Source organism: Bacillus sp. 166amftsu (assembly GCF_900107445.1).
Classification (GTDB): Bacteria; Bacillota; Bacilli; order Bacillales; family Bacillaceae_G; genus Bacillus_A; species Bacillus_A arachidis.
In genome coordinates this window covers 45,184-68,814 of record NZ_FNQA01000014.1, presented here as the reverse complement: position 1 = coordinate 68,814, position 23,631 = coordinate 45,184, and the positions used below count along the sequence as shown (strand labels likewise).

General features: G+C 37.6%; 20 protein-coding genes and 2 pseudogenes. 16 read left to right on the top strand and 6 right to left on the bottom strand.

The features are described from left to right. Window position 1: 1 nt before the first annotated feature. From secA to gndA, 8 genes are all read left to right on the top strand, one after another. Entirely contained in the window at window positions 2–2,512 is a 2,511-nt protein-coding gene (gene secA / locus BLV40_RS21720) for a preprotein translocase subunit SecA (protein WP_090693804.1), read from the top strand. Window positions 2,513–2,685: 173 nt separating this feature from the next. Beyond that, window positions 2,686–3,787, top strand: a protein-coding gene (gene prfB, locus BLV40_RS21710) for a peptide chain release factor 2 (RefSeq protein WP_098302617.1) whose coding sequence is annotated in 2 segments (ribosomal slippage) — window positions 2,686–2,757 and window positions 2,759–3,787 — 1,101 coding nt in all. Because the reading frame shifts where the segments join, the coding sequence is not laid out codon by codon here. A gap of 451 nt (window positions 3,788–4,238) precedes the next feature. After that, window positions 4,239–4,562, top strand: a complete 324-nt coding sequence (gene cccB, locus BLV40_RS21705) for a cytochrome c551 (RefSeq protein WP_026594044.1) — start codon at window positions 4,239–4,241, stop codon at window positions 4,560–4,562. A gap of 388 nt (window positions 4,563–4,950) precedes the next feature. After that, window positions 4,951–5,637: a cell division ATP-binding protein FtsE gene (gene ftsE / locus BLV40_RS21695; protein WP_090693795.1), complete on the top strand. Its 687-nt coding sequence runs from the start codon at window positions 4,951–4,953 to the stop codon at window positions 5,635–5,637. After that, on the top strand, window positions 5,627–6,520 hold the full coding sequence (gene ftsX, locus BLV40_RS21690; protein WP_090693792.1) for a permease-like cell division protein FtsX: 894 nt from the start codon (window positions 5,627–5,629) through the stop codon (window positions 6,518–6,520). Before ftsE ends, ftsX begins: the two co-directional genes overlap by 11 nt. 70 nt (window positions 6,521–6,590) lie before the next feature. Beyond that, a complete protein-coding gene (locus BLV40_RS21685; protein ID WP_139265595.1) occupies window positions 6,591–8,075 on the top strand; it encodes a S41 family peptidase in 1,485 nt (494 codons plus the stop codon). Between the two features lie 95 nt (window positions 8,076–8,170). Beyond that, entirely contained in the window at window positions 8,171–9,373 is a 1,203-nt protein-coding gene (locus BLV40_RS21680; RefSeq protein ID WP_081811124.1) for a PDZ domain-containing protein, read from the top strand. 400 nt (window positions 9,374–9,773) lie between these two features. Then, a complete protein-coding gene (gene gndA / locus BLV40_RS21675; protein ID WP_090693786.1) occupies window positions 9,774–11,183 on the top strand; it encodes an NADP-dependent phosphogluconate dehydrogenase in 1,410 nt (469 codons plus the stop codon). Between the two features lie 327 nt (window positions 11,184–11,510). Here gndA and BLV40_RS21665 read toward each other — a convergent pair whose 3' ends face one another. Both BLV40_RS21665 and zwf read right to left on the bottom strand, forming a co-directional pair. Then, the gene (locus BLV40_RS21665; RefSeq protein WP_026594051.1) at window positions 11,511–12,122 is read right to left on the bottom strand and encodes a cyclase family protein; all 612 of its coding nucleotides are present in this window, start codon (window positions 12,120–12,122) and stop codon (window positions 11,511–11,513) included. Between the two features lie 16 nt (window positions 12,123–12,138). Next, window positions 12,139–13,614 (bottom strand): glucose-6-phosphate dehydrogenase, encoded by a 1,476-nt coding sequence (gene zwf, locus BLV40_RS21660; protein ID WP_244525439.1) that lies wholly within the window; start codon window positions 13,612–13,614, stop codon window positions 12,139–12,141. A gap of 431 nt (window positions 13,615–14,045) precedes the next feature. Here zwf and BLV40_RS21655 point away from each other — a divergent pair, with 431 nt between their 5' ends. Both BLV40_RS21655 and BLV40_RS21650 read left to right on the top strand, forming a co-directional pair. Continuing rightward, window positions 14,046–14,378, top strand: coding sequence for a DUF1904 family protein (locus tag BLV40_RS21655; protein WP_090693775.1), 333 nt, complete (start codon window positions 14,046–14,048; stop codon window positions 14,376–14,378). A gap of 47 nt (window positions 14,379–14,425) precedes the next feature. Continuing rightward, window positions 14,426–14,737: a heavy metal-binding domain-containing protein gene (locus tag BLV40_RS21650; RefSeq protein ID WP_000637524.1), complete on the top strand. Its 312-nt coding sequence runs from the start codon at window positions 14,426–14,428 to the stop codon at window positions 14,735–14,737. A gap of 80 nt (window positions 14,738–14,817) precedes the next feature. On the opposite strand, the pseudogene BLV40_RS29460 reads toward BLV40_RS21650, so the two are convergent. Both BLV40_RS29460 and BLV40_RS21640 read right to left on the bottom strand, forming a co-directional pair. After that, window positions 14,818–15,147 (bottom strand): annotated as a pseudogene (locus BLV40_RS29460) (MerR family transcriptional regulator). Between the two features lie 51 nt (window positions 15,148–15,198). Then, window positions 15,199–16,092 carry a LysR family transcriptional regulator gene (locus tag BLV40_RS21640; RefSeq protein ID WP_090693772.1) on the bottom strand — a complete coding sequence of 298 codons (894 nt, stop codon included), beginning with the start codon at window positions 16,090–16,092 and terminating at the stop codon, window positions 15,199–15,201. 293 nt (window positions 16,093–16,385) lie between these two features. On the opposite strand from BLV40_RS21640, the gene BLV40_RS21635 reads away from it, so the two are divergent. The 3 genes from BLV40_RS21635 to BLV40_RS21625 all read left to right on the top strand — a co-directional run bounded on the left by BLV40_RS21635 (window position 16,386) and on the right by BLV40_RS21625 (window position 18,938). Then, window positions 16,386–17,408 carry a YeiH family protein gene (locus tag BLV40_RS21635; protein WP_026594055.1) on the top strand — a complete coding sequence of 341 codons (1,023 nt, stop codon included), beginning with the start codon at window positions 16,386–16,388 and terminating at the stop codon, window positions 17,406–17,408. Window positions 17,409–17,568: 160 nt separating this feature from the next. Further along, window positions 17,569–18,330: a MerR family transcriptional regulator gene (locus tag BLV40_RS21630; RefSeq protein ID WP_139265594.1), complete on the top strand. Its 762-nt coding sequence runs from the start codon at window positions 17,569–17,571 to the stop codon at window positions 18,328–18,330. Continuing rightward, on the top strand, window positions 18,327–18,938 hold the full coding sequence (locus BLV40_RS21625) for a hypothetical protein (protein WP_090693766.1): 612 nt from the start codon (window positions 18,327–18,329) through the stop codon (window positions 18,936–18,938). The genes BLV40_RS21630 and BLV40_RS21625 overlap by 4 nt, the downstream gene beginning before the upstream one ends. Before the next feature lie 20 nt (window positions 18,939–18,958). Here BLV40_RS21625 and BLV40_RS21620 read toward each other — a convergent pair whose 3' ends face one another. Beyond that, window positions 18,959–20,368 carry a branched-chain amino acid transporter BcaP gene (locus BLV40_RS21620; protein ID WP_026594058.1) on the bottom strand — a complete coding sequence of 470 codons (1,410 nt, stop codon included), beginning with the start codon at window positions 20,366–20,368 and terminating at the stop codon, window positions 18,959–18,961. A gap of 250 nt (window positions 20,369–20,618) precedes the next feature. Further along, window positions 20,619–20,723: pseudogene (locus BLV40_RS29830) on the bottom strand (IS3 family transposase); the annotation flags it as partial. A 178-nt stretch (window positions 20,724–20,901) separates the two neighbouring features. Here BLV40_RS29830 and BLV40_RS21610 point away from each other — a divergent pair. From BLV40_RS21610 to sulP, 3 genes are all read left to right on the top strand, one after another. Next, window positions 20,902–21,255: an ArsR/SmtB family transcription factor gene (locus BLV40_RS21610; RefSeq protein WP_090693760.1), complete on the top strand. Its 354-nt coding sequence runs from the start codon at window positions 20,902–20,904 to the stop codon at window positions 21,253–21,255. A 1-nt stretch (window position 21,256) separates the two neighbouring features. Then, on the top strand, window positions 21,257–21,697 hold the full coding sequence (locus tag BLV40_RS21605) for a hypothetical protein (RefSeq protein WP_026594060.1): 441 nt from the start codon (window positions 21,257–21,259) through the stop codon (window positions 21,695–21,697). 127 nt (window positions 21,698–21,824) lie between these two features. Next, window positions 21,825–23,579, top strand: a complete 1,755-nt coding sequence (sulP, locus tag BLV40_RS21600; RefSeq protein ID WP_090693757.1) for a SulP family inorganic anion transporter — start codon at window positions 21,825–21,827, stop codon at window positions 23,577–23,579. Window positions 23,580–23,631: the final 52 nt, after the last annotated feature.

Sequence of the window (23,631 nt, the reverse complement as noted above, 5' to 3'; positions counted from 1 at the left end):
TATGATCGGTATTTTAAAAAAGGTGTTTGATGTAAACCAGCGCCAAATTAAACGTATGCAGAAAATTGTGGATCAAATAGAAAGTTTAGAATCATCTATTAAACCATTAACGGATGAGCAGTTAAAAGGGAAAACAATTGAATTTAAAGAACGCCTTACGAAAGGTGAGACAGTAGACGATTTATTACCAGAAGCGTTTGCGGTTGTTCGTGAAGCGGCGACACGTGTTCTTGGTATGCGCCCTTATCCTGTCCAATTAATGGGTGGTATTGCCTTACATGAAGGAAATATTTCTGAGATGAAAACAGGGGAAGGTAAAACATTAACTTCTACTTTACCAGTTTATCTGAATGCTTTAACAGGTAAAGGTGTTCATGTTGTGACAGTCAATGAATACTTAGCACAGCGTGACGCGAATGAAATGGGACAACTTCATGAGTTCCTAGGTTTAACAGTAGGAATTAACTTAAATAGTATGTCACGTGAGGAAAAGCAAGCTGCTTACGCTGCTGATATCACATATAGTACAAATAACGAGCTTGGTTTTGACTATTTACGCGATAATATGGTGCTGTATAAAGAACAGTGTGTTCAGCGTCCGCTTCATTTCGCAATTATTGATGAGGTCGATTCCATCTTAGTGGATGAAGCGCGTACGCCTCTTATCATTTCTGGACAAGCACAAAAATCAACAGAACTATATATTTTTGCAAATGCCTTTATTCGTACGTTAGAAAACGAAAAAGATTACTCCTTTGACGTGAAAACGAAAAATGTCATGTTGACAGAAGACGGGATTACGAGGGCAGAGAAATCTTTCCATATTGAAAACTTATTTGATTTAAAACATGTTGCACTTCTTCATCATATTAATCAAGCGCTTCGTGCACACGTTGTTATGCACCGCGATACAGATTATGTTGTACAAGAAGGTGAAATTGTAATTGTTGACCAATTCACTGGTCGTCTTATGAAAGGTCGTCGCTATAGTGAGGGCTTGCACCAAGCGATTGAAGCAAAAGAAGGCGTTGACATTCAAAATGAAAGTATGACGTTAGCGACAATTACGTTCCAAAACTACTTCCGTATGTACGAAAAGCTATCAGGTATGACTGGTACAGCGAAAACGGAAGAAGAGGAATTCCGTAACATTTATAATATGAATGTTATCGTAATCCCAACAAACAGACCGATTGTTCGTGATGACCGTGCGGATTTAATTTTTAAAACGATGGAAGGTAAGTTCAATGCAGTTGTTGAGGATATTGTAAAACGCCATAAACAAGGTCAACCAGTTCTTGTTGGTACAGTTGCAATTGAAACATCTGAACTTATTTCAAATATGTTAACACGTAAAGGTGTACGTCATAATGTCTTGAATGCGAAAAATCATGCGCGTGAAGCTGATATTATTACAGAAGCAGGATTTAAAGGTTCTGTAACGATTGCGACAAACATGGCTGGCCGTGGTACAGACATTAAGTTAGGCGAAGGTGTAAAAGAAGCTGGAGGCCTAGCGGTTATCGGTACAGAACGTCATGAAAGCCGTCGTATTGACAATCAGTTACGTGGTCGTGCTGGTCGTCAAGGGGACCCTGGTGTGACGCAGTTCTACTTATCAATGGAAGATGAACTAATGCGCCGCTTTGGTTCTGATAATATGAAAGCAATGATGGATCGTCTTGGTATGGATGATTCACAGCCAATTGAAAGTAAAATGGTATCTCGTGCGGTAGAATCTGCGCAAAAACGCGTAGAAGGAAACAACTACGATGCACGTAAACAACTGCTGCAATATGACGATGTACTTCGCCAACAACGTGAAGTTATTTATAAACAACGTCAAGAAGTAATGGAATCTGAAAACTTAAGAGGCATTATCGAAGGTATGATGAAATCTACTGTAGAACGTGCTATCGCCCTTCATACGCAAGATGAAATTGAAGAGGATTGGAACATTAAAGGTCTGATTGACTACTTAAATACAAACCTTCTTGAGGAAGGTGATATTAAAGAAGAAGAATTACGTCGTCTTGCGCCAGAGGAAATGAGTGAACCGATCATTACGAAGTTAATTGCGCGTTATGATGAAAAAGAAAAACTTCTACCAGAAGAACAAATGCGTGAATTTGAAAAGGTTGTTGTATTCCGCGTTGTAGATACGAAATGGATGGATCATATCGATGCGATGGATCATCTTCGTGAAGGTATTCATTTACGTGCTTACGGTCAAATTGACCCACTTCGTGAATACCAAATGGAAGGGTTCGCAATGTTTGAATCAATGATTGCTTCCATTGAGGAAGAGATTTCTCGTTACATCATGAAAGCAGAAATCGAACAAAATTTAGAGCGCCAAGAAGTAGCACAAGGCGAAGCGATTCACCCAAAAGATGACGGTGAAGAAGTGAAAAAGAAACCGGTTGTAAAAGGTGACCAAGTCGGACGTAACGATCTATGCAAATGTGGTAGCGGCAAAAAATATAAAAACTGCTGTGGAATTGGGAAATAAAGAAAAGCGAAGTTGGTTCGTTTAAAATCGATCTTCCATGAAATTTTATTTTCCAAATGGAAAGGTTTTAAGAATATCCATATAATAAAAAGGGACAAACTCTCTCTGTACAAGTGGAGGGAGTTTCCCTTGTTTTATATAAAAGCGAAAGCAATTACATAGAGGTGAAGAGCATGGAACTAGTAGAAATTAGGCAAGAATTAGAGAAAATGGCTAAGAGATTAGCGGCTTTTAGGGGGTCTCTTTGACCTTCCTGCAAAAGAAAATCGCATTGCAGAATTAGAAGAAACAATGATGGGTGCAGGCTTTTGGGATGACCAACAAGGTGCACAAGTAGTAATTAATGAAGCGAATGCGTTAAAAGAAATGGTTGGGAAGTTTCGTCAGTTAGATGAAACATTTGAAAATTTAGAAGTGACACATGAACTTTTAAAAGAAGAATATGATAAGGATTTACATGAAGAATTAGAATCTGAAGTGAAATCTTTAGTTCAAGAAATGAATGAGTACGAGCTTCAGCTATTACTAAGCGATCCTTATGATAAAAATAATGCGATTTTAGAGCTACATCCAGGTGCTGGTGGAACAGAATCACAAGACTGGGGTTCTATGCTATTACGTATGTATACACGCTGGGCTGAAAAGCGCGGATTTAAAGTAGATACAGTTGATTATTTACCAGGGGATGAAGCGGGAATTAAAAGCGTAACATTATTAATTAAAGGTCATAATGCATATGGCTATTTGAAGGCGGAGAAAGGTGTACATCGTCTTGTGCGGATTTCACCGTTCGATTCTTCAGGTCGTCGTCATACATCGTTCGTATCTTGTGAAGTTGTACCTGAATTTAATGATGATATTGAAATTGAAGTGCGTACGGAAGATTTAAAAATAGATACGTACCGTGCAAGTGGTGCGGGTGGACAGCACGTTAATACGACAGATTCTGCAGTTCGTATTACACATACTCCAACGAATACGGTTGTAACATGTCAATCAGAGCGTTCACAAATTAAAAACCGTGAACATGCGATGAAAATGTTAAAGGCAAAATTATATCAAAAGAAATTAGAAGAGCAGCAAGCAGAGTTGAATGAAATCCGTGGTGAACAAAAAGATATTGGTTGGGGTAGTCAAATTCGTTCTTACGTATTCCACCCATACTCTCTAGTGAAGGACCATCGTACAAATACGGAAGTTGGTAATGTACAAGCGGTTATGGATGGAGAAATTGATCCATTTATTGATGCGTATTTACGCTCTCGTATTTCTTAAGAAAAAAGCCAACGGAATGTTGGCCTATCGGTGAGGGAATAGAGGGTATAAAGAGGTATATCTTGTCTGTATTGATAAGAGAAGGAGGAAGAGAAGTTGAGTGACAACTTCTCTTTTTAATGGGCTTAATTTTATAATACAAGGCCGTATATTGTTTTGTAAAAAGTAGAAAATATAAGAATCGAGCTATACATGATAAGGAAAATAGATAGGGTTTTTTCTTTTCTGCTTTGTAAAAACAGTATCTTTATAGTAATTTACATTTGTTCACAGAATTGAAACAATTGGTGAAAGCTTTATATGAATAGGGTTCTCAATCGATTTGTGAAAAATATCCTATGAAGGATGGTTTTTCTATAAAGGGATAATTATTATAATGGCAAGTGAGAGCTATATGAAATTATGGCTATATCAATAATAAGAAGGATATCAACAATGGGGAGCGATATAAATGAAAAAGAAATTGTTGGCTATTGCATTAGGAACATCATTAGCTCTTACTGTGGGAGCATGCGGAAAGAAAGAGGAAAATAAGTCTTCTAATCAATCTGCAAGTACAGATAGTGCAGAGCAAATTTTCAAAAAAAGTTGTGCAGGGTGTCATGCTAACGATTTATCTGGTGCAACTGGGCCCGATTTACGAAAAGTAGGCGGTAAATACGACGCGGCGGAGATTGAAAATATTATCCAAAAAGGGCGCGGGGCAATGTCACCGGGACTTATTCAAGGTGAAGATGCAAAAAAAGTATCAGAATGGTTAGCAGAACATAAATAAAAAAGCGCAGGCGGTTTGTTCAGAATAGGAAGAAGCGAGGTTGCCGACTATTCTAGCTGCTAGAGCTAAACAAAAGAAAAGCGGAAGAGGCCAAGATAATGGCCTTTTTCGTATTTCTTTTGTGATGTAACACAACTGTAACAAAATTGTATCCGAATTGGAAACTGAATGATGTTACAATGTAGTTTGTAGAATTTTGCTGAAACATGTACATAAGCAGCAGTGATAGACTGTAAATACTGTCGCTGTTATTTTGAAACAACAGAAATACTTCTATAAGATTTGTAGTACAACAGAATGTGAGTAAGAGTGAAAGCTGTTGCTTTCATGTTCAGATAGACAGAAAAAGTATGTCGAAAAAAAATCATTAAGTATTGGGTGATAAATAATGATAAGAATGACGAGTGTTTATAAGGAGTATCCAAATGGTATGAAAGCCATCAATGGACTCACAGTTAACATTAAGCAGGGTGAATTTGTATATGTAGTTGGACCGAGTGGAGCCGGGAAATCTACATTTATTAAGATGATGTATCGTGAAGAAAAACCAACAACAGGATCTATCAATGTGAATGGCCTTGTAATTGAATCGTTAGCAGAGCGAGATGTACCGTATTTTCGTCGTCAACTAGGCGTAATTTTCCAAGACTTTAAATTGCTACCTAAATTAACGGTATATGAGAATGTAGCGTTTGCTTTAGAAGTAATTGAAGAAGAACCTGAAGCAATTCGTGAGCGTGTTACCGAAGTATTGGGTCTTGTAGGTCTTGAAGATCGTGCGGATGCACTTCCAAATGAGCTTTCTGGTGGAGAACAACAGCGTGTGGCGATTGCAAGAGCAATTGTAAATAAGCCAAAAGTTGTAATTGCCGATGAACCGACAGGAAACTTAGATATTGATACAGCGCTTGATATTATGAGTATCTTTAAACGCATTAATGAGCGCGGTACAACAATTGTTATGGCAACGCATAACGCAGATATCGTAAATACAATTCGTCATCGCGTAATTGCGATTGAAGGCGGAAAAATTGTTCGAGATGAGATTGAGGGAGGATACGGATATGAAGAATAAAACCCTTAGTCGACATTTGCGAGAAGGTGTAAAAAATCTATCCCGTAACGGATGGATGACGTTTGCTTCTGTAAGTGCAGTAACAGTTACACTATTACTTGTAGGTGTCTTTTTAACAGCGATTATGAATATGAACCACTTTGCAACGAAAGTGGAGCAAGATGTAGAGATTCGTGTACACATTGATCCAGCAGCAAAAGAAGCTGATCAAAAGAAATTGGAAGAAGACATTAATAAAATTGCAAAAGTAGATTCTGTTAAATATTCTTCTAAAGAAGAAGAATTAAAACGTTTGATTAAAAGCTTAGGTGACAGTGGAAAAACGTTTGAACTATTTGAGCAAGATAATCCACTTAAAAACGTATTTGTTGTAAAAGCGAAAGAACCAACAGATACAGCTACAATCGCGAAAAAAATGGAAAAAATGCAGTTTGTAAGTACAGTTCAATATGGTAAAGGCCAAGTTGAAAAATTATTTGATACTGTAAAAACAGGTCGTAATATTGGGATTCTGTTAATTGCTGGTCTGTTATTCACAGCAATGTTCTTAATCTCTAATACAATCAAAATTACAATTTATGCACGAAGCACAGAGATTGAAATTATGAAACTTGTAGGTGCGACAAACTGGTTTATCCGTTGGCCGTTCTTATTAGAAGGTTTATTCTTAGGGGTACTAGGTTCAATCCTTCCAATTGTCGTGATTTTATCTATTTATAACTCGCTGCAAGGCGTGTTTAACGAGAAGCTTGGCGGCACGATTTTCGAGCTGCTTCCATATAGTCCGTTTGTATTCCAACTTTCCGGTTTATTAGTGTTAATCGGTGCATTAATCGGTATGTGGGGAAGTGTAATGTCAATTCGTCGCTTCTTAAAAGTGTAAAAAGTTGCAAACATAATTCGTACAAGCTTATCATATAGTAGAAATAGGTAAAGGCATCACACAATGTGTGATGCCTTTTGCTACACCACCTGTGTGCTTTGGAAAGGGGAATTCCGCATTGAAACGTAGAGTTGCGATTATTGGAATGGTTGTTGCATTTTTAATTGGTGCTGGCGGAATGTTTGCGGGTATGTATATGTTTGGGGTTAATCCAGCATATGTGGCGCAAACAATAACAAACGATAGTGCTAGCACAAAGCAAGGAAATTTGGCAAAAATTAATGAGGCGTATGCACTGATTGATTCACGTTATGTGGAAGACGTGAAGGATGAAAAATTAGTTGAGGGTGCAATACAAGGAATGTTGTCTACGCTGAAGGACCCTTATTCCACGTATATGGATAAAGAAACGGCGAAGCAATTTGAGCAATCACTTGATCCTGAGCTCGAAGGTATTGGTGCTGAGGTGAACAAAACGGAGGGCAAGCTTATTATTGTATCTCCAATTAAAGGTTCACCAGCAGAAAAAGCAGGCATTAAACCGAACGATCAAATTTTATCGGTAGATGGAAACAGTGTAAAAGATTTATCACGTGAAGAAGCAGTCTTGAAAATTCGTGGTAAGAAAGGAACGGACGTTACACTTGAGATAAAACGTCCAGGAGTGGCAGATCCATTAGAATTTAAAATTAAACGTGAAAAAATCCCAATTTTCACTGTGTTTAGTTCTGTAAAAGAAGAGAAGGGGAAAAATATTGGTTATATCCAAATTACATCTTTCTCTGAAAATACAGCAAAAGAATTTAAAGATCAATTAAAAGAGCTTGAAAAAAAAGAGATAAAAGGCCTTATCATTGATGTGCGTGGCAATCCTGGAGGTTACTTAAATAGTGTGCAAGATATTTTAGGATTAATCATGACAGACAAAAAGCCAATGATGCAAGTTGAACAACGAGATGGTGAGAAAAAGAAATTCTCAACTTCATTAAAAGAGAGAAAGCCATACCCGATTTCAGTATTAATTGATAAAGGAAGTGCATCGGCTTCAGAAATTTTAGCAGGTGCATTACAAGAAGGCGAAGGATATGATTTAGTTGGTGAAAAAACATTTGGAAAAGGCACTGTTCAGCAAGCTGTTCCATTTAAAGATGGCAGCAATATTAAATTGACAATGTTTAAATGGCTTACACCAGACGGCAATTGGATTCATAAAAAAGGAATTGCCCCAACAGTGGAAGTGAAACAGCCAGATTATTATCATGCAACGCCAATTCAAATTGAGAAAACACTTTCGTATAACTCAAATGATGTCCAAGTGAAACATGCACAAGAGATGTTGAAGAGCTTAGGATATGTACCTGGACGTGAAGATGGTTATTTCAGTAAGGAAACGGAATCAGCGCTAAAAGCCTTCCAAAATGCAAATGAAATGGAAGCGACAGGTCAGCTTGATAAAAAGACAGCTGAAGCGCTACAAAATAAAATCATTGAAAAGATTCGCTCTGGTGAAAATGATCTGCAATTACAGGCAGCATTAAAATTAATGGCGAAATAAGAAGAAATGCAGGCATGTTATTGCCTGTATTTTTTTGTGCGTGTTAAACAAACGTTTGATTAGTTGTGATAAGATAAAAAGAAATGATTATATAAATGGTGGTGAAACAGTTCGTGGAGGCGTGGTTTTTTGAAATAATGCGAGCAGTTGGGCGTTTTTTCTTACACCCTGCTGTTTATGTATTTTTAATAAGCAGTGTGTTTGTTGGATATTTACGCGTATTACGAGAGAGAAAAGATTTTTCCTTTAAAGTATATGATATTTGGTTTGAACTGCGAACATCTTGGTTTGCAGGAGTTGGATACGGACTGCTTGTATCTGCCATTACAATTGGAGCAGGGTTGGTATTATCAGAGGCGAGTATATGGATGATTTTAATTTGGACACTCGTATTTGGACTAGCTGCTCAGTATAGATATTTATCTGCTGCTTACACATTTGGCGCGGCGATTGTAGCAGCTATATTGTCTTCTAAGCTGCCAATCTCTTTCTTACAGCTTGGGGAAGGAGAAAAGAGTACAATCGCATCACTTGCCATTTTACTTGGCTTGATGCTAGTAGTAGAAGGGTTATTAATTTCGAAAAATGCAGTGCGATACTCAACGCCAAAAATGCGTAAAGGAAAGCGCGGTTTAAATATTGGACTGCATGAATCAAAGCGTTTATGGCTTGTTCCGATTTTTATTCTCGTGCCGGGAGATGCTGTTACACAATTTGTTTCGTGGTGGCCAGTTGTTTCTGTTGGCTCACAAACGTATTCCTTATTCCTTGTACCATTTTTAATTGGCTTTATGCGAACAATTAGAAGTGAGGAACCAAAAGAAGCGTTATTATTTACAGGAAGACGTATATTTGGATTAGCGACTGTTGTTCTTATTTTAGGTGTTGTGAGCTATTGGTGGCCAGTTGTAGCGATTGTTGCAATGGGAGCGGCAATGCTTGGACGATTCACAATTGCAATGAGAGAACGAATTGCTGATGAAACGCGTCCAGCATATTTTGCAGCGCGCGATGATGGATTAGTAGTGTTAGGCACGATCCCGAATACAGTCGGTGCAGAATTGAATCTGAAACCAGGAGAGGTTATTACGAAAGTAAACGGCGTGATTCCTAAAAGTACAGAGGAGTTTTATGATGCGCTGCAGTCCAAGACGACAGGGGCATTTTGTAAGTTAGAAGTACTTGATACAAAAGGTGAGCTTCGCCTTGCTCAAACAGCGCTATATGCAGGTGGACATCATGAATTAGGCATTGTGTTTGTAGAGCAAGATCATAAGTGGGATACGGAAGCTGTGTAATTCTATGATTTTTCATAATAAGATAGAATTGTTTCAAAATTAATTGGAACCATTTGGTGATTGTGATTAGCACGTTTTTCTATAATTAGTAAACCAGAAAATACAAACTGAATGAAATCTAGCTTTGAACTGTACCCCCAATCGTGGACACTTAAAAAGTCCATGATTGGGGGTTTTTGTATATTTTTATAAGCAATCCTCATGATATAAGTGGGGTATGGAAAATGAGTAAAATTATTTTTTAACTTGATGGCGATGTGCCATGTCCCTATGACCTTTTGCACGTGTCTTGGTGGAGCATATTGAAATAAATAAGATAGATTATTTGATTAAAGTGTTACTTTAGGTATATATACTATAATATAGACAGAGTAACATGCATAGAAAGGAACGATGAAATATGCCAAAGCAACAAATTGGAGTTGTTGGTGTGGGCGTTATGGGAAAAAGCCTCGCACTTAACTTTGAGAGTAAAGGGTATTCTGTTGCCCTATATGATATTTCAAAGGAAAAAGTAAATGAAATCATTGAGGAAAACCGTGGTAAAAACATGGTTGGTACTCATATGGTTGAAGAGTTTGTTAACTCACTTGAATCACCTAGAAAGATTTTACTAATGGTTAATGCAGGGGAAATTACAGATAAGGCGATTGATTCTCTGCTTCCTCACCTTGATAAAGGTGATATTTTAATTGACGGCGGTAATACATACTTTATCGATACAGTTCGCCGAAACAAACGTCTTGCCGAAGAAGGAATCAATTTCATCGGAGCAGGTGTGTCAGGCGGAGAAGAGGGTGCATTGAAGGGACCGTCTATTATGCCGGGCGGACAGAAGGATGCATACGAAAAAGTGAAGGATATGCTTGAAAATATCTCTGCAAAAGTGAATGACGAGCCTTGTTGTTCTTATATCGGACCTAATGGGGCAGGCCACTATGTAAAGATGGTTCATAACGGTATTGAGTATGGAGATATGCAATTAATTTGTGAAGCATATTTCTTCTTGAAACAAACACTGGATTTGACTGTAGAAGAGTTTCATGAAATATTTGCTGAATGGAATAAGGGCGAACTGAACAGCTATCTAATCGAGATTACAGCAGACATCTTCACGAAGAAAGATGAAGAAACGGGCAAGCCATTAGTGGATGTTATTCTTGATACTGCGGGACAAAAGGGTACAGGGAAATGGACAAGCCAAAGCGCACTTGATTTAGGTATATCTCTCCCTATTATCACGGAATCTGTATTTGCGCGTTGTATTTCTGCTTTAAAAGAAGAGCGTGTGAACGCAAGCAAAGTTTTATCTGGACCTAAAGATAAAGCAGCACTTGGAATTGAAAAAGCTGAATTAATTGAAGCAGTGCGCCAAGCTTTATATATGAGTAAAATTTGTTCTTATGCACAAGGATTCACGCAATTGAAGGCAGCTTCTGAGGAATATGATTGGAACCTTGATTTTGGCAGCATTTCTATGCTTTGGAGAGGCGGATGTATTATTCGTGCAGCCTTTTTACAAAACATTAAAGAGGCTTATGAGACAAACGCTGACTTACCAAACCTTTTACTTGACCCATACTTTAAAGAAATTGTGGAGTCATACCAAGGCGGATTACGTCAAATTATCGCAGTGGCTGTACAACAAGGTATTCCAGTTCCTGCATTTTCAGCGGCAATTTCGTATTATGACAGCTATCGTACTGCAACACTACCTGCAAACTTGTTACAAGCACAGCGCGATTATTTTGGAGCACATACGTATAAACGAGTAGATAAAGAAGGTACATTCCATACAAAATGGATATAAAATAAAGTGGAAGTGGCTCGTCCAGGATGTGAGGGGGATGGAGCTTCTGACGTAGAGGTGTTTTTTACCTCGCAGGAAGAAGCGAAGCCACCGAATATTCTAGCCACTGGAACTGGACAATAAAGAAAAGCGGAAGCGGCTCGCTCAGAATCGCAGGACGCCCACGCCCCGACAGAGAGGCGCTTTTTGCCTCGTCCGAGGGGCGAAACGACCGGAGATTCTAGCCGCTAGAGCTGGACAATGCTTTTGCTGAATTTTGAGGTGGGAGTATTACTGCCCGCGAATAGCGGTAAAAAATGGACCAAGATTGATATCTTGGTCCATTTTTTATTGGAATAATAGCACACGCGCTGGTGATGCATCTGTACCCATTAGTTTTAATGGAGCTGCAACCATAAAGTATGTTCCCGCTTCTACTTCTTTAAATGTTAATCCTTCGATTACAATAATATCGTGTGCAAATAGTGTTTTATGGGTTGGGTGACCTTCTTGGGCACGTTCAACACCTAATGCATCAATGCCCACACCGCGAATCCCTTTTTCAGCAAGCAGTTTCGCGCCGCTTTCAGCTAAATAAATAAATTCGAAGTTAAATCCTTCATCAAAGGAGTTCTTTGTTTTAAATAAAACAAAATCCCCTTTTTGAATATCGAAGTCTTTCAGGTCTTCAGCAGTAATGCCACTATCAACATGAGTTAAGTCAAAAACCTTTGCTTCGCCTACTAATTTTTCAATATCAAGTGTTTCAAACGTATCCCCGTCATTTATCATGTGCAAAGGCGCATCAATATGCGTTCCTGTATGAGCATCCATTTTTAATGTGGATTCTGTTACATGACCGTTTGTAACTTTGGAAAGTTGAGGCTGTTTCTCTGGTTTATTTTTATATACAGGCATTCCTTCGTAAATAGGTACTGTAATATCATATACTTTTTTCATAAGAATTCCCCTTTGCTTAGATTGAGTAGTCACTATCATCTGAAATAGGCCACCATTGGAAGCTATTTTCCGCAAGTAAATCATCAGAAGCTTGTGGTCCCATTGAGCCTGATTCGTAAGTAAGTAAATCTGTTGATACATCCTGTTGCCATGCTTTAGAAATAACATCAACAAATTTCCATGACAATGCTACTTCATCCCAGTGAGTGAAGTTTGTTGAATCGCCTTGAATTGCATCATATAGAAGTTTCTCGTAAGCTTCCGGTGTATTTACTCCGTCTACGCAGTCATTGCAGTAATCAAGCTTAAATGGTGTTGTTCTTTCAGAAGTACCAATTTTTTTACCATTTAAAACAAGAGAAATCCCTTCATCCGGCTGAATATGAATAATAAGCAGGTTTGGCTGAACGTTGTTTTCTGATTTAGAATATAAATTCATTGGCAATTCTTTAAACTGAATGACAATTTTTGTTGATTTTTCTTGCATGCGTTTCCCTGTACGAATGTAGAACGGCACACCTGCCCAGCGGAAATTATCTATTAATAATTTACCTGCTACAAATGTTTCTGTTCTTGAGTTTGGATCCACTTTACTTTCGCTTCTGTACCCAGGAACTTCTTTTCCATTGATTGTTCCTGGTCCATACTGACTTCTTACAAAATATTGATCAACTTCTTCTACTGTTATCGGTCGAAGTGCACGCAATACTTTAATTTTTTCGCTTCGGATTTCTTCTGTTGTTAAGCGAATTGGTGGTTCCATCGCCAGTAACGCAACCATTTGTAACATATGGTTTTGTACCATATCTCTTAAAGCACCAGAATGGTCATAATAACCTCCGCGGTCCTCTACACCTAAAGATTCACTGGATGTAACTTGAATATTAGAGATGTACTTATTGTTCCATAGTGATTCAAATATTGCATTTGCAAAACGAATGACACCAATATTTTGAACCATTTCTTTTCCTAGATAATGGTCAATACGATAAATCTCGTCTTCCGTAAATGCTTGACGAAGTTTGTCGTTTAATATTTGTGCAGATGAAAAGTCATTTCCAAAAGGCTTTTCAATAATCAATCGATTCCAACCGTTTGAGTTTGTCACACCTTCTGATTTCAAGTAAGAAGCGATTGTTCCGAAAAATTCAGGAGCCATCGCCATATAAAACATTCTGTTTCCTGGAATATTGAATTGTTCTTCTAGGTTAATAAGTAACGTGTTTAAATCTTGGTATGAAGCAGTATTCGTAACATCAAACGCTAAGTAGTGGAAATGAGTTAAAAATTCTTCTAAATCATCCCCTGGTTTAATTTTTGATTCTTGAATAGAGGAAGATACATTTTCACGAAATACATCATTGCTCCATTCACGTCTCGCCACACCAACAACAGCGAAATTTTTAGAGAGATGTCCTTTTTTATATAGGCTATATATAGAAGGGAATAATTTTCTCTTTGCTAAATCGCCTGTTGCTCCAAATATAACCATCGTGCAGTGTGTATTGTCATTCTTGTTCACTGGGTACCCTCACCTTTATCAATGTATAAATACTATCACAGAAGATTTTAACATAATTCGAAAGAAGTCTCCTACTTTTAAGTATGTGTAAGAAAGTAAGAATAAATCTTTTAAATTATTTTAAGATGAAGATTATAGAAAATCAAAAGAAGAGCATGAAATCATTAATACAATGTAGTGTAGTTATTTTGAAGTTGGCGTAATGAGAAAGAAATAAAGTGAAACTTCCGTCAGTGGGAATCGTACTGCCCATGAATAGCGGGATAAAAACCTGCAATTGTAGGAATTAAGACGGAAGAGTTGGGGAAATTAGGAGAGCCGATAGATTTCTGGTACAACGAAATACATTGTGCTATGATATGGAGAAATATAGAATAAAGCCATGTAACGGAGGGATTTTTTTGCCGCATATTGTATTTCGTGGAATTACTACTGAGCAATTAAAGAGTATAAGTAAACCATTAGTAGAAGAGCTCGCAGAGATTTGTGAGTGTGGTACGGATAATTTTACGTTGGAACTTCCAAGTTCTACATTTGTATACAATGGGGAAGAAATAGAGGCATTCCCTCTTATTGAAGTAAAATGGTTCGAGCGTGGACAGGAAATTCGTAATCGATTTGCCAATGCCATTACTACATATTTAATGGGTTTTGGACTTCCTGAAGTAGAGATTGTGTTTACGGTTTTCACAGAGTCAGCGTATTATATTAACGGAAAGCATTGCGCAAGTTAAGGCTTATGTAACATTGATAAACTTATATACATAGGAGGAGATATATTATGATCGTAACAACAACTTCTACTATTCAAGGGAAAGAAATTATTGAGTATATTGACATTGTTAATGGTGAAGCAATTATGGGTGCAAATATCGTCCGCGACTTATTTGCTTCTGTTCGTGACGTTGTCGGTGGCCGTTCTGGTGCATACGAAAGTAAACTAAAAGAAGCACGTGACATTGCGATGGAAGAGATGAAATCTCTTGCGAAGCAAAAAGGTGCAAATGCGATTGTAGGTATTGACGTGGATTATGAAGTAGTTCGTGAAGGGATGCTAATGGTTGCAGTAAGTGGAACTGCTGTCCGTATATAGCATATAAAGAAAGAAGTCGTGCTCATTGCACGGCTTTTTTGTGTTTACAAATGTCTTATATTGTAGAAACGCTGATATATTTAGGGCACCCTAGCATGTCGAATCATCGATATTTCTTGGGAAATGGCAAAGGCCTCGTCGATATATAGGGAAGACATTAGAGTGATTCCTTCTGGAGTTTCGTACAGTTGCGGCTCGATTTCTAAGCAGCGTAGCATTCTTGTAGTCTCTTCTAAATTTAAGTCAAACTGTAAATGCATTTGAATGAGTTCAACCTTTTGGATAGCACTCTGATCAAAGTCACGATAACTATTCGGAAGTCGTTTAGAAGGTAATCATCCTTTTTCTTCATAATGTCTAAGTGAACGTTCACTGGTATATGTTTGTTTTGATAATTCTCCAATCCGCAATGTTTTTTACTCTTTTCATACAGATTGTAAACCTTCACACTAATGCGAAGGTCAACTCTGTTTTTTTGCAAATGATTGAACATGGTCTAAGAAGACTTGAATCGCTTTAGAGGGGATAAAGTATTTGCCACGCACGATAGAGAAAGGGCGGATGAGTTTTTCATTTGGAACTTCGATTGGACAAAGTTCTCCTGCTTGTAATTCTTTTCTCACAGTCCAGTCGGAAAGAATTGCGATGCCAAGCCCCGCGGCAACGGCTTCTTTTACACTTTGAATGCTGCTGAATGTAAAGAAGCGTTTCATTTTTAAATGGTGCTGATGGATAAAGCGATCGCTATAGGCGCGTGTTCCAGATCCACTTTCTCTAAGTACCCATACTTGGTCTTGTAAGGAATCTTCATTTATTATTCTGGTATTTAGAAGAGAATGATTAGGCGGAACAACAAGTTTCATTTCATCTTCCATAAAGGTCTCTACATTGATATCGGTGTATATGACTTGTCCCTCTACTAAGCCTATATCAATTTGATTGGAACGAATACTTTGGAGAACTTCTTCTGTATTGGAGATGAATGTATGTACTTCCACGCGTGGATTTTCATTGGCGTAACGCGCCAATATTTTTGGAAGTAAGTATTCACCGATTGTAAAACTTGCACCGATGCGCAGCGTTCCTGTGACAACGTTATGTAGTTCGTTAATTTCTTGTTTTGCCTCTTCATAAAGAGATAACATTTGCTTTGCGTGAATGTATAAAATGTTACCAGCTTCTGTCACTTGGACATGTTTTGGGGAACGCTGAATAAGCGTCGTACCAAATTCGTTTTCTAAATTACGAATATGCATGCTGACGCCAGGTTGTGAAAGGTTAAGTAGTTCTGCGGCACGAGAGAAATGCTTTTGTTCTACAACAGTCACAAATATTTTTAAAATATCAACATTCATTGTGTTTACTCCTTTACTTTGAATTCGACTGTACTGTGTATGTTGGTTATGTCTAGCTATAGCGGCAAGAATGGTCGGTGGCTTCGCATCTTCCTGCGAGTCAAAAAGCGCCTCTCTGTCAGAAGCTCCATCCCCCTCACATTCTGAGCGAGCCGCTTCCGCATTTTTAGTTTATCATAAGTTTTCTTAATGATTGAGATTGGATATTGGTATTAAACTTATCATTGAAAATCTTCTATAATGTAAATATAACGAACATGCATGTTTCAATACGATTATTGGAGTGGTACAAAGTGGAACAAACACTGGTTATGCAAAAAAAGAAGCGTCTCGGTTTTTCACAAGGGATTGGGATTACGCTGTTAATTGCGATTGCTGCGAAATTTTTAGCAGAGCTTCCATTTTTAAATATTATGGGCCAATTGGTTATTGCTATTCTGCTCGGTATGATTTGGAGAGCAACTATTAGCATACCCTATGAAGCGGTAGCAGGAACGAATTTTGCTAGTAAGAAGTTACTTCGGTTCGGGATCATTTTACTAGGGATGCGTTTGAATTTAGTTGATATTGCAAAGGCGGGGCCAAAGGTGCTAGTTATTGCGGGGATTGTCATTGCCTTTACAATTGTTGTTGTATATACGCTAACACGTGTTTTTAAAGTCGATAAGAAACTTGGGATTTTAACAGCGTGCGGGACAGCGATTTGCGGCGCGGCTGCAGTCGTGGCAATTGCACCTCAAGTGAAAGCAAAGGATGATGAAACAGCAGTCGGTGCGGCTATTATTGCTATTTTAGGTACGATTTTCACACTCATTTATACTATATTGTATCCGGTTCTGGGCTTATCTCCTTATGGCTATGGTGTATTTTCTGGGGCGACGTTGCATGAAATTGCGCATGTCATCGCCGCGGCTGCGCCAGGCGGAAGTACGTCTGTTGATATTGCGGTAATTGTGAAGTTAACACGTGTTGCTATGCTGGTACCAGTGGCCATCTTAATTGGCTTATGGTTTAATCGCAGCGAAGGAAAAGGACAAAAGAGTTCATTGCGTGACCTCCCAATCCCGTGGTTTATTTTTGGTTTTTTAGCAATGAGCGCGGTTCATTCGTTAGGAATTATACCGGAGTTTGTTGCAGGTTATATTGTTGTCCTCGCGTACATGCTTATTGCGATGGCAATGGCGGGGCTTGGTTTAAATGTAGAATTTACGACGTTCCGTAAATTAGGAAGTAAAGCATTTGTAGCTGGGTTGATAGGATCTGTTTGCCTATCGATTCTTGGTTATATTCTTGTATATGCGTTAGGGTTTATGTAATGTAACAGAAGGAGATATAGTTCATATGTTTCCTTTTTATAAAATATTATTTCTGTAAAAGCTGTGTACATGAAGAATGTACACAGCTTTTTTGAATTTTTTTACAAAAACACTTGAAAGTTACGTTACGTCATCTTTTACAATGAAAGAGGAAAGGGTGATGGAAATGATTTCGATTCAAGAGCTTACAAAGGAAACGGGAGTTACAGTAAGAACGCTTCGTTATTATGATCAAATTGATTTGCTAAGACCGAGCGGAAAAACGGAAGGGGGACACCGTTTATATAGTGAAACGGACGTTATTCGCTTACAGCAAATTTTATTTCTAAAAGAAATAGGTTTCTCATTGAAAGAGATTACGAATATGTTAGTGACAGGTGGATTCAGCTTAAAAGAATCATTAGAAAAGCAGCTTAAGTTTGTGCAGGAAGAGCAGAAAAAATTCACTCGGATGGAACGGATTTTACAGGCGGTTGTGTATTCAGCGGAACTTGAAGGAGAATTAAACTGGAAAATTATGTTTGAACTTATTCAACTTTCACAGCAGTCTCCTCGTATACGCGAAATGTTTCAAAAACAAATATTTTCAGATGAGGAGCAAAAACTTCTTCGCAATTTGCCAAATATGAGCGAGGAAGATGAGAATGTTCGAGAATGGGTGGATATATTGAAGCAGTTACGTAGCTTTATGACAGAAGGTAAAGATACATCTCATGATGAAGTACAAGAGGCTACAAAAAGGTTAATGGCGAAATGTATAGAGATGGCAAACGGTGATGAGGCATTTCTAGATAAATTGTGGGAAGTAAGAAAATCAAAAGAAGATTCACAAAAGATGAATATGTATCCAATTGAAGAGGAGCTTCTAGCGTATATGGATGAGGCTTTTCGTATATATGATGAGAGGGAGCGTCGGAAATGAGTATACTTACAGAATATCGTTGGTATTTCTTAATCGGTGCAGAAATTGTATTTTGGGTATCAGCTATTGGATTTTTTTTACTACGTTACGGATTGCGATTCAAGAAAGCCAGTTTCATTGTCGGGATTGTATTGTTGCTTAATGAAGTATTTATTTTAGCTCTAGGTGCCATTGATTATTATCAAACAGGTAAGTTTTCTAACTTTCAAATCATTACGGTAGTGATACTACTATATGCACTCTTTTATGGGAAAAAAGATTTAAAGAAACTAGATATACGTATGCAGAAACTTGTTGCCAAATGGCGGAATGAACCACTTTCGCATATAGAAGAACCGTTAGAGCTAACAGGCTGGGCTTATACAAAGCGGGAGATTGGACAATGGAGTTTACATCTTCTTTTATTTATCATTATTCACATTGTATTTTTCTTTATGTATGGGTTCGTGCCGATTGAACAGTGGGGAGATTGGCTTGAAAAAGGCATTGTGTTAAATGAGGCGGCAAGTCGGGTGAGTCAAGTATGGAGCGTTGTATTTTTAGCGGATACGATCATTACATTTTCATATGTTATCTTTCCGAAAGAAGAAAAGAAGCTGTCATCCTAATTAGGACAACAGCTTCTTTTTTAAGCAACGTCTTCTTTTTGTTCATTTCGAAGAGTGCTATTTTTATAACCGTAACTGAAATAGACAACAAGTCCGATTACAAGCCAGATAACAAAGCCGATCCATGTTGTTATTGGGAGTTGCAATGCTAAATATCCACAGAATAAAACGGCTAAAGCAGGGATCCATGGTACGAATGGCACTTTAAAAGCGCGAGGTAGATCTGGTTGTTTTTTGCGTAAGATGATTACTCCAATCGATACAACGATGAATGCGAATAGTGTACCGATATTCGTTAATTCTGCTAGTTTATTTAAAGGAACGAAACCAGCGAAGAAAGCAACCATAGTTGCAGTGATCCAACTATTGATAACGGGTGTTTTTGTTTTTTTGTTCACGCGAGAAAGTGCTTTTGGTAGTAAGCCATCGCGACTAATTGCGTAAAATAAACGTGTTTGTCCATATAACATAACGAGTAATACAGTTGTAATGCCAGTAATGGCTCCTAAAGAAATGAAACCAGCAACCCAATCTTGTTGAATGTATTGTAGTGCAAATGCAACAGGGTTTTTCACACCTAACTGATCGTAAGGCACAATTCCAGTTAGAATTAATGAAACAACGATATATAAAATTGTACAGATTGTTAAAGAAGCAATAATACCGATTGGCATGTTACGCTGTGGATTTTTGACTTCTTCAGCAGCTGTTGATACAGCGTCAAATCCGATGTAAGCAAAGAATACAGTTGCAGCTCCAGTTGTTACGCCAGAGAAGCCGAACGGCATAAATGGCGTCCAGTTTTCAGGTTTTACATAGAAGGCGCCAACACCGATAAAGAGTAAAACAACAAAGAGTTTGATAGCTACCATGATAGCATTAAAACGAGCTGATTTTTTGGCACCTCTTGTTAATAACAATGTCATAAGAAAGATGATACAGATTGCAGGTAAATCTACATATGTTCCCGCTTCAGGATTATATGCGCTTGTTAAAGCGGTAGGTAATGTAATCCCGAATCCGCTCAATAGCCCTTGGAAATAACCCGACCAGCCTGATGCAACAGCTGACGAAGCCAATCCGTATTCTAAAATTAAATCCCATCCTAAAATCCAAGCGATTAACTCTCCAAATGTCGCATAGCTATAAGTGTATGCACTACCAGATACCGGTACAGTTGATGCAAATTCAGAATAACATAATGCTGCAAATACACAGGCTAAACCGGAAAAAATAAACGATAAAATAAGTGCTGGTCCCGCATGTTCTGCTGCGGCAACGCCGGTAAGAACAAAAATCCCAGTTCCGATAATAGCGCCGACCCCAAGCATAGTAAGGTCAAATGCGCCGAGCTCCTTCTTTAAAGATGCTCCTTTTTGTTCTGACTGCGCTAATAATGCTGAAATGGATTTTTTTCGAAATAGATTCATATAGTTTCCTCATCTCCTTTTGTTTAAAAATTCAGAAAAATAAATTCGTTTTGTCGCATAATGTCGAATCCTTGTAGTTCGTATTCTAATGTGAAAAAATAACTTTGTAAACATATATTTTTTAGAAAATTCTACCTTTTCTGTATTCTAGTTGTTTTTGCTCGCTAATTTCGTGTTGAACGAGTGTATAAAGCCAAAATGAGCGGAGTGACCAACTTAGATAAGTTTGAAAAAAGGTGAGTTCTGTATCAACAGAAGTCATCTTCTTTATATTCAATTGATATGGATAATGATTGTAGTATGTCATATATCTCTTAATTTCATTTTTTAGCTGAGTAAAAGACTCACAAGGCTTTGTTTGTGGATGCGTAAATGAGCTACTGTTCAAATTCCGTCGTTTTTGATGCTGGTTTAATCTTTCAAAAATTGTATTGAAAATTCGAAGTTTTAGGAGTACCATATTACATATTCAAATATTTGAAGATGTAATATGGTGCTTTTTCAAATTAAGGGTAAGTAATGGAGGTATTTGAATGGGAAACGAAATGCAACAATTTAAAGCTGACTTCTTTAAAGCCTTAGCACATCCTTTGCGAATAGGTATTTTAGAATTATTGTCAGAGGGTGAAAAAAGTGTAAATGAAATTCAAGCTATTCTTAATAAGGAGGGTTCAGCTGTTTCTCAACAATTAAGCGTACTACGTTCAAAGAATATTGTTGTTGGTACCAAAGATGGGAAACGAGTTTTATATTCTTTACGAGATCCTATGATTGTGGATTTACTGGTAGTTGCAAAGCGAATTTTTAACAACCATTTAATCGATACAATTTCAATGTTAGAGGAACTAGATGTAACAGAGCGTGAATCGATCGGTAAGGAGGACTAGGTTGAGCATTGAAGTTAAGAAAGAAGATATCATTCAACATGGAATGGAGATATTTCGCTCAATAGGAGCTTATCACGTTTGTAGCATTTGTATTAAAAGTGGAAACTCTTGTTGTTTTTCATGTCAACATTTACAAGATGGAGTTGGATGTCAAAAAAGAAATACAGCTTGTACAGCCTGGTTATGCGGAATTCAGTGCTTTTTGTTTGACCAAATAGGATTACTAGATGAATGGAATCGTTTTTGGAGTGAAATTCCAGGACAAATGTTTCGTAGGGATATTACACCAGATACAGTAAGAATTACATCGTTTATAGATATGAAAAAGCTAGAGAGTCGAAATGGATTACTTTTAGCAGAAAGATTAGAATCCTACGTACAAGAAGGCGGAGATATAGGCAAATTAGAACGACATTTAAGCAAAACGTATAACCAATATTAGGATGATACTCTTTTGTAACGGGGTAGAGAGCTTTTAAATGTATTTGTAATACAAATTTATCACAAGAAAATATTCTTTCAGGAGAAAAGAAGCAAGATTTATTAAAAATAGAAAAGAAGGTTTTGTAATGAAAGGGTTATTTACAGGAAGGTTTGAAGGATATTCATTAGGACATTTTCAAAAAGATCTTCTTTCTGGAATGATTGTCGGAGTCGTCGCGATTCCACTTGCTATGTCTTTTGCCATAGCTTCTGGCGTTAAGCCGGAGTATGGAATCTATACAACATGTATTGCCGGGATACTCATTTCGTTATTTGGTGGTTCAAAGTATCAAATTGGAGGGCCTACAGGTGCTTTTGTTCCAATTCTTTTAGGGATTGTAATTACCTATGGGTATGAAAATTTACTACTGGCCGGTTTATTAGCCGGAATTATCTTATGCCTTATGGGAATTTTTAAACTAGGATCTTTAATTAAATTTATCCCGCGCCCTGTAACAATTGGTTTTACATCAGGTATTGCTGTTAGTATCTTTACGGGACAAATTGCTAGTTTTTTAGGTTTAGTAGGTATAAAAAAGCATGAGGCATTTATAGCAAACCTAAATGAAATCTTTATCCATATTGATACCATTAATTTTTATAGTATTATAACTGCTCTGATTTGCCTTTTGGTTATATTGATAACACCAAAGATTCTGCCCAAAGTACCTGGTTCATTAGTAGGTGTTGCTATTTCAACTATAATTGCTGCTGTATTTTTTTCAGGTCATGTACCTACCATTGGTACAGCGTATGGTACGATTCCAAACACACTTCCTCAGTTTGATATACCAGAAATCACGTTAGAGCGCATAAAACAGTTAATTGGCCCTGCATTTGTTATCGCTATGTTGGGTGGTATTGAATCCCTTTTATCTGCTGTCGTGGCAGATGGTATGACAAATAGTAAACACAACAGTAACAAAGAACTTATTGGTCAAGGAGTTGCCAATGTTGTTACATCATTATTTGGAGGGATTCCAGCAACAGGGGCGATTGCCCGCACGGCAACTAATATTAAAAGTGGGGCTGTATCTCCGATGTCAGGTGTTATTCATGGGATATTTGTGTTATCCACACTTCTACTGTTAGCGCCATATGCCTCACATATTCCACTTGCTAGTATGGCTCCTATTTTAATGGTAGTAGCTTGGAATATGAGTGAACAAAAACATTTTGTTCACATACTTAAGATGAAGACAGGGGATTCTCTTGTATTGCTCGTAACATTCTTGCTTACTGTATTTACTAGTTTGACAACAGCTGTGGAAGTCGGCCTTATTTTAGCTGTTATTTTGTTTACAAAACGTATGAGTAATATGCTTGTCATATCTAAAGTGCTTCCTGATCATACAAAAAAGAATGAAAAATTATTACCACATGTGGTAAATAAGGCACATGATTGTCCACAAATTAGTATTTACACAATAGAGGGCCCACTGTTTTTTGGTGCTGCTCAAACATTTGAACAAAACATTTTAGGGACTATTCATTATAAGCCAAAAGTTTTAATTTTACGTATGGGAAAAGTTCCTTTTATCGATACAACAGGAGAAGCATACTTTAGAAATATTATTCAGCATTTTAAAAAACAAGGTGGCGTACTTCTCATCTCAGGAATTCAATCTGAGTTAAAAGCAACTCTAGATAAGAATGGATTGTACAACGAAATCGGGGAAGAACACTTTTTTGATCACACAGGAGAAGCGATTAACCGCGCTCTAGAACATTTGAATACGAAAAAATGTACAGGATGTAAGCATTTTGCTTTTCATGAATGTGCCCAACTTTCTCAGCAAGCTAATGTAATAAATAATAAAACCAATGCATTGGATTTTTAAATGCATTCTATAAAAAGTTTAGTTGATCTACGCTTTTAATGATTTTATAAAA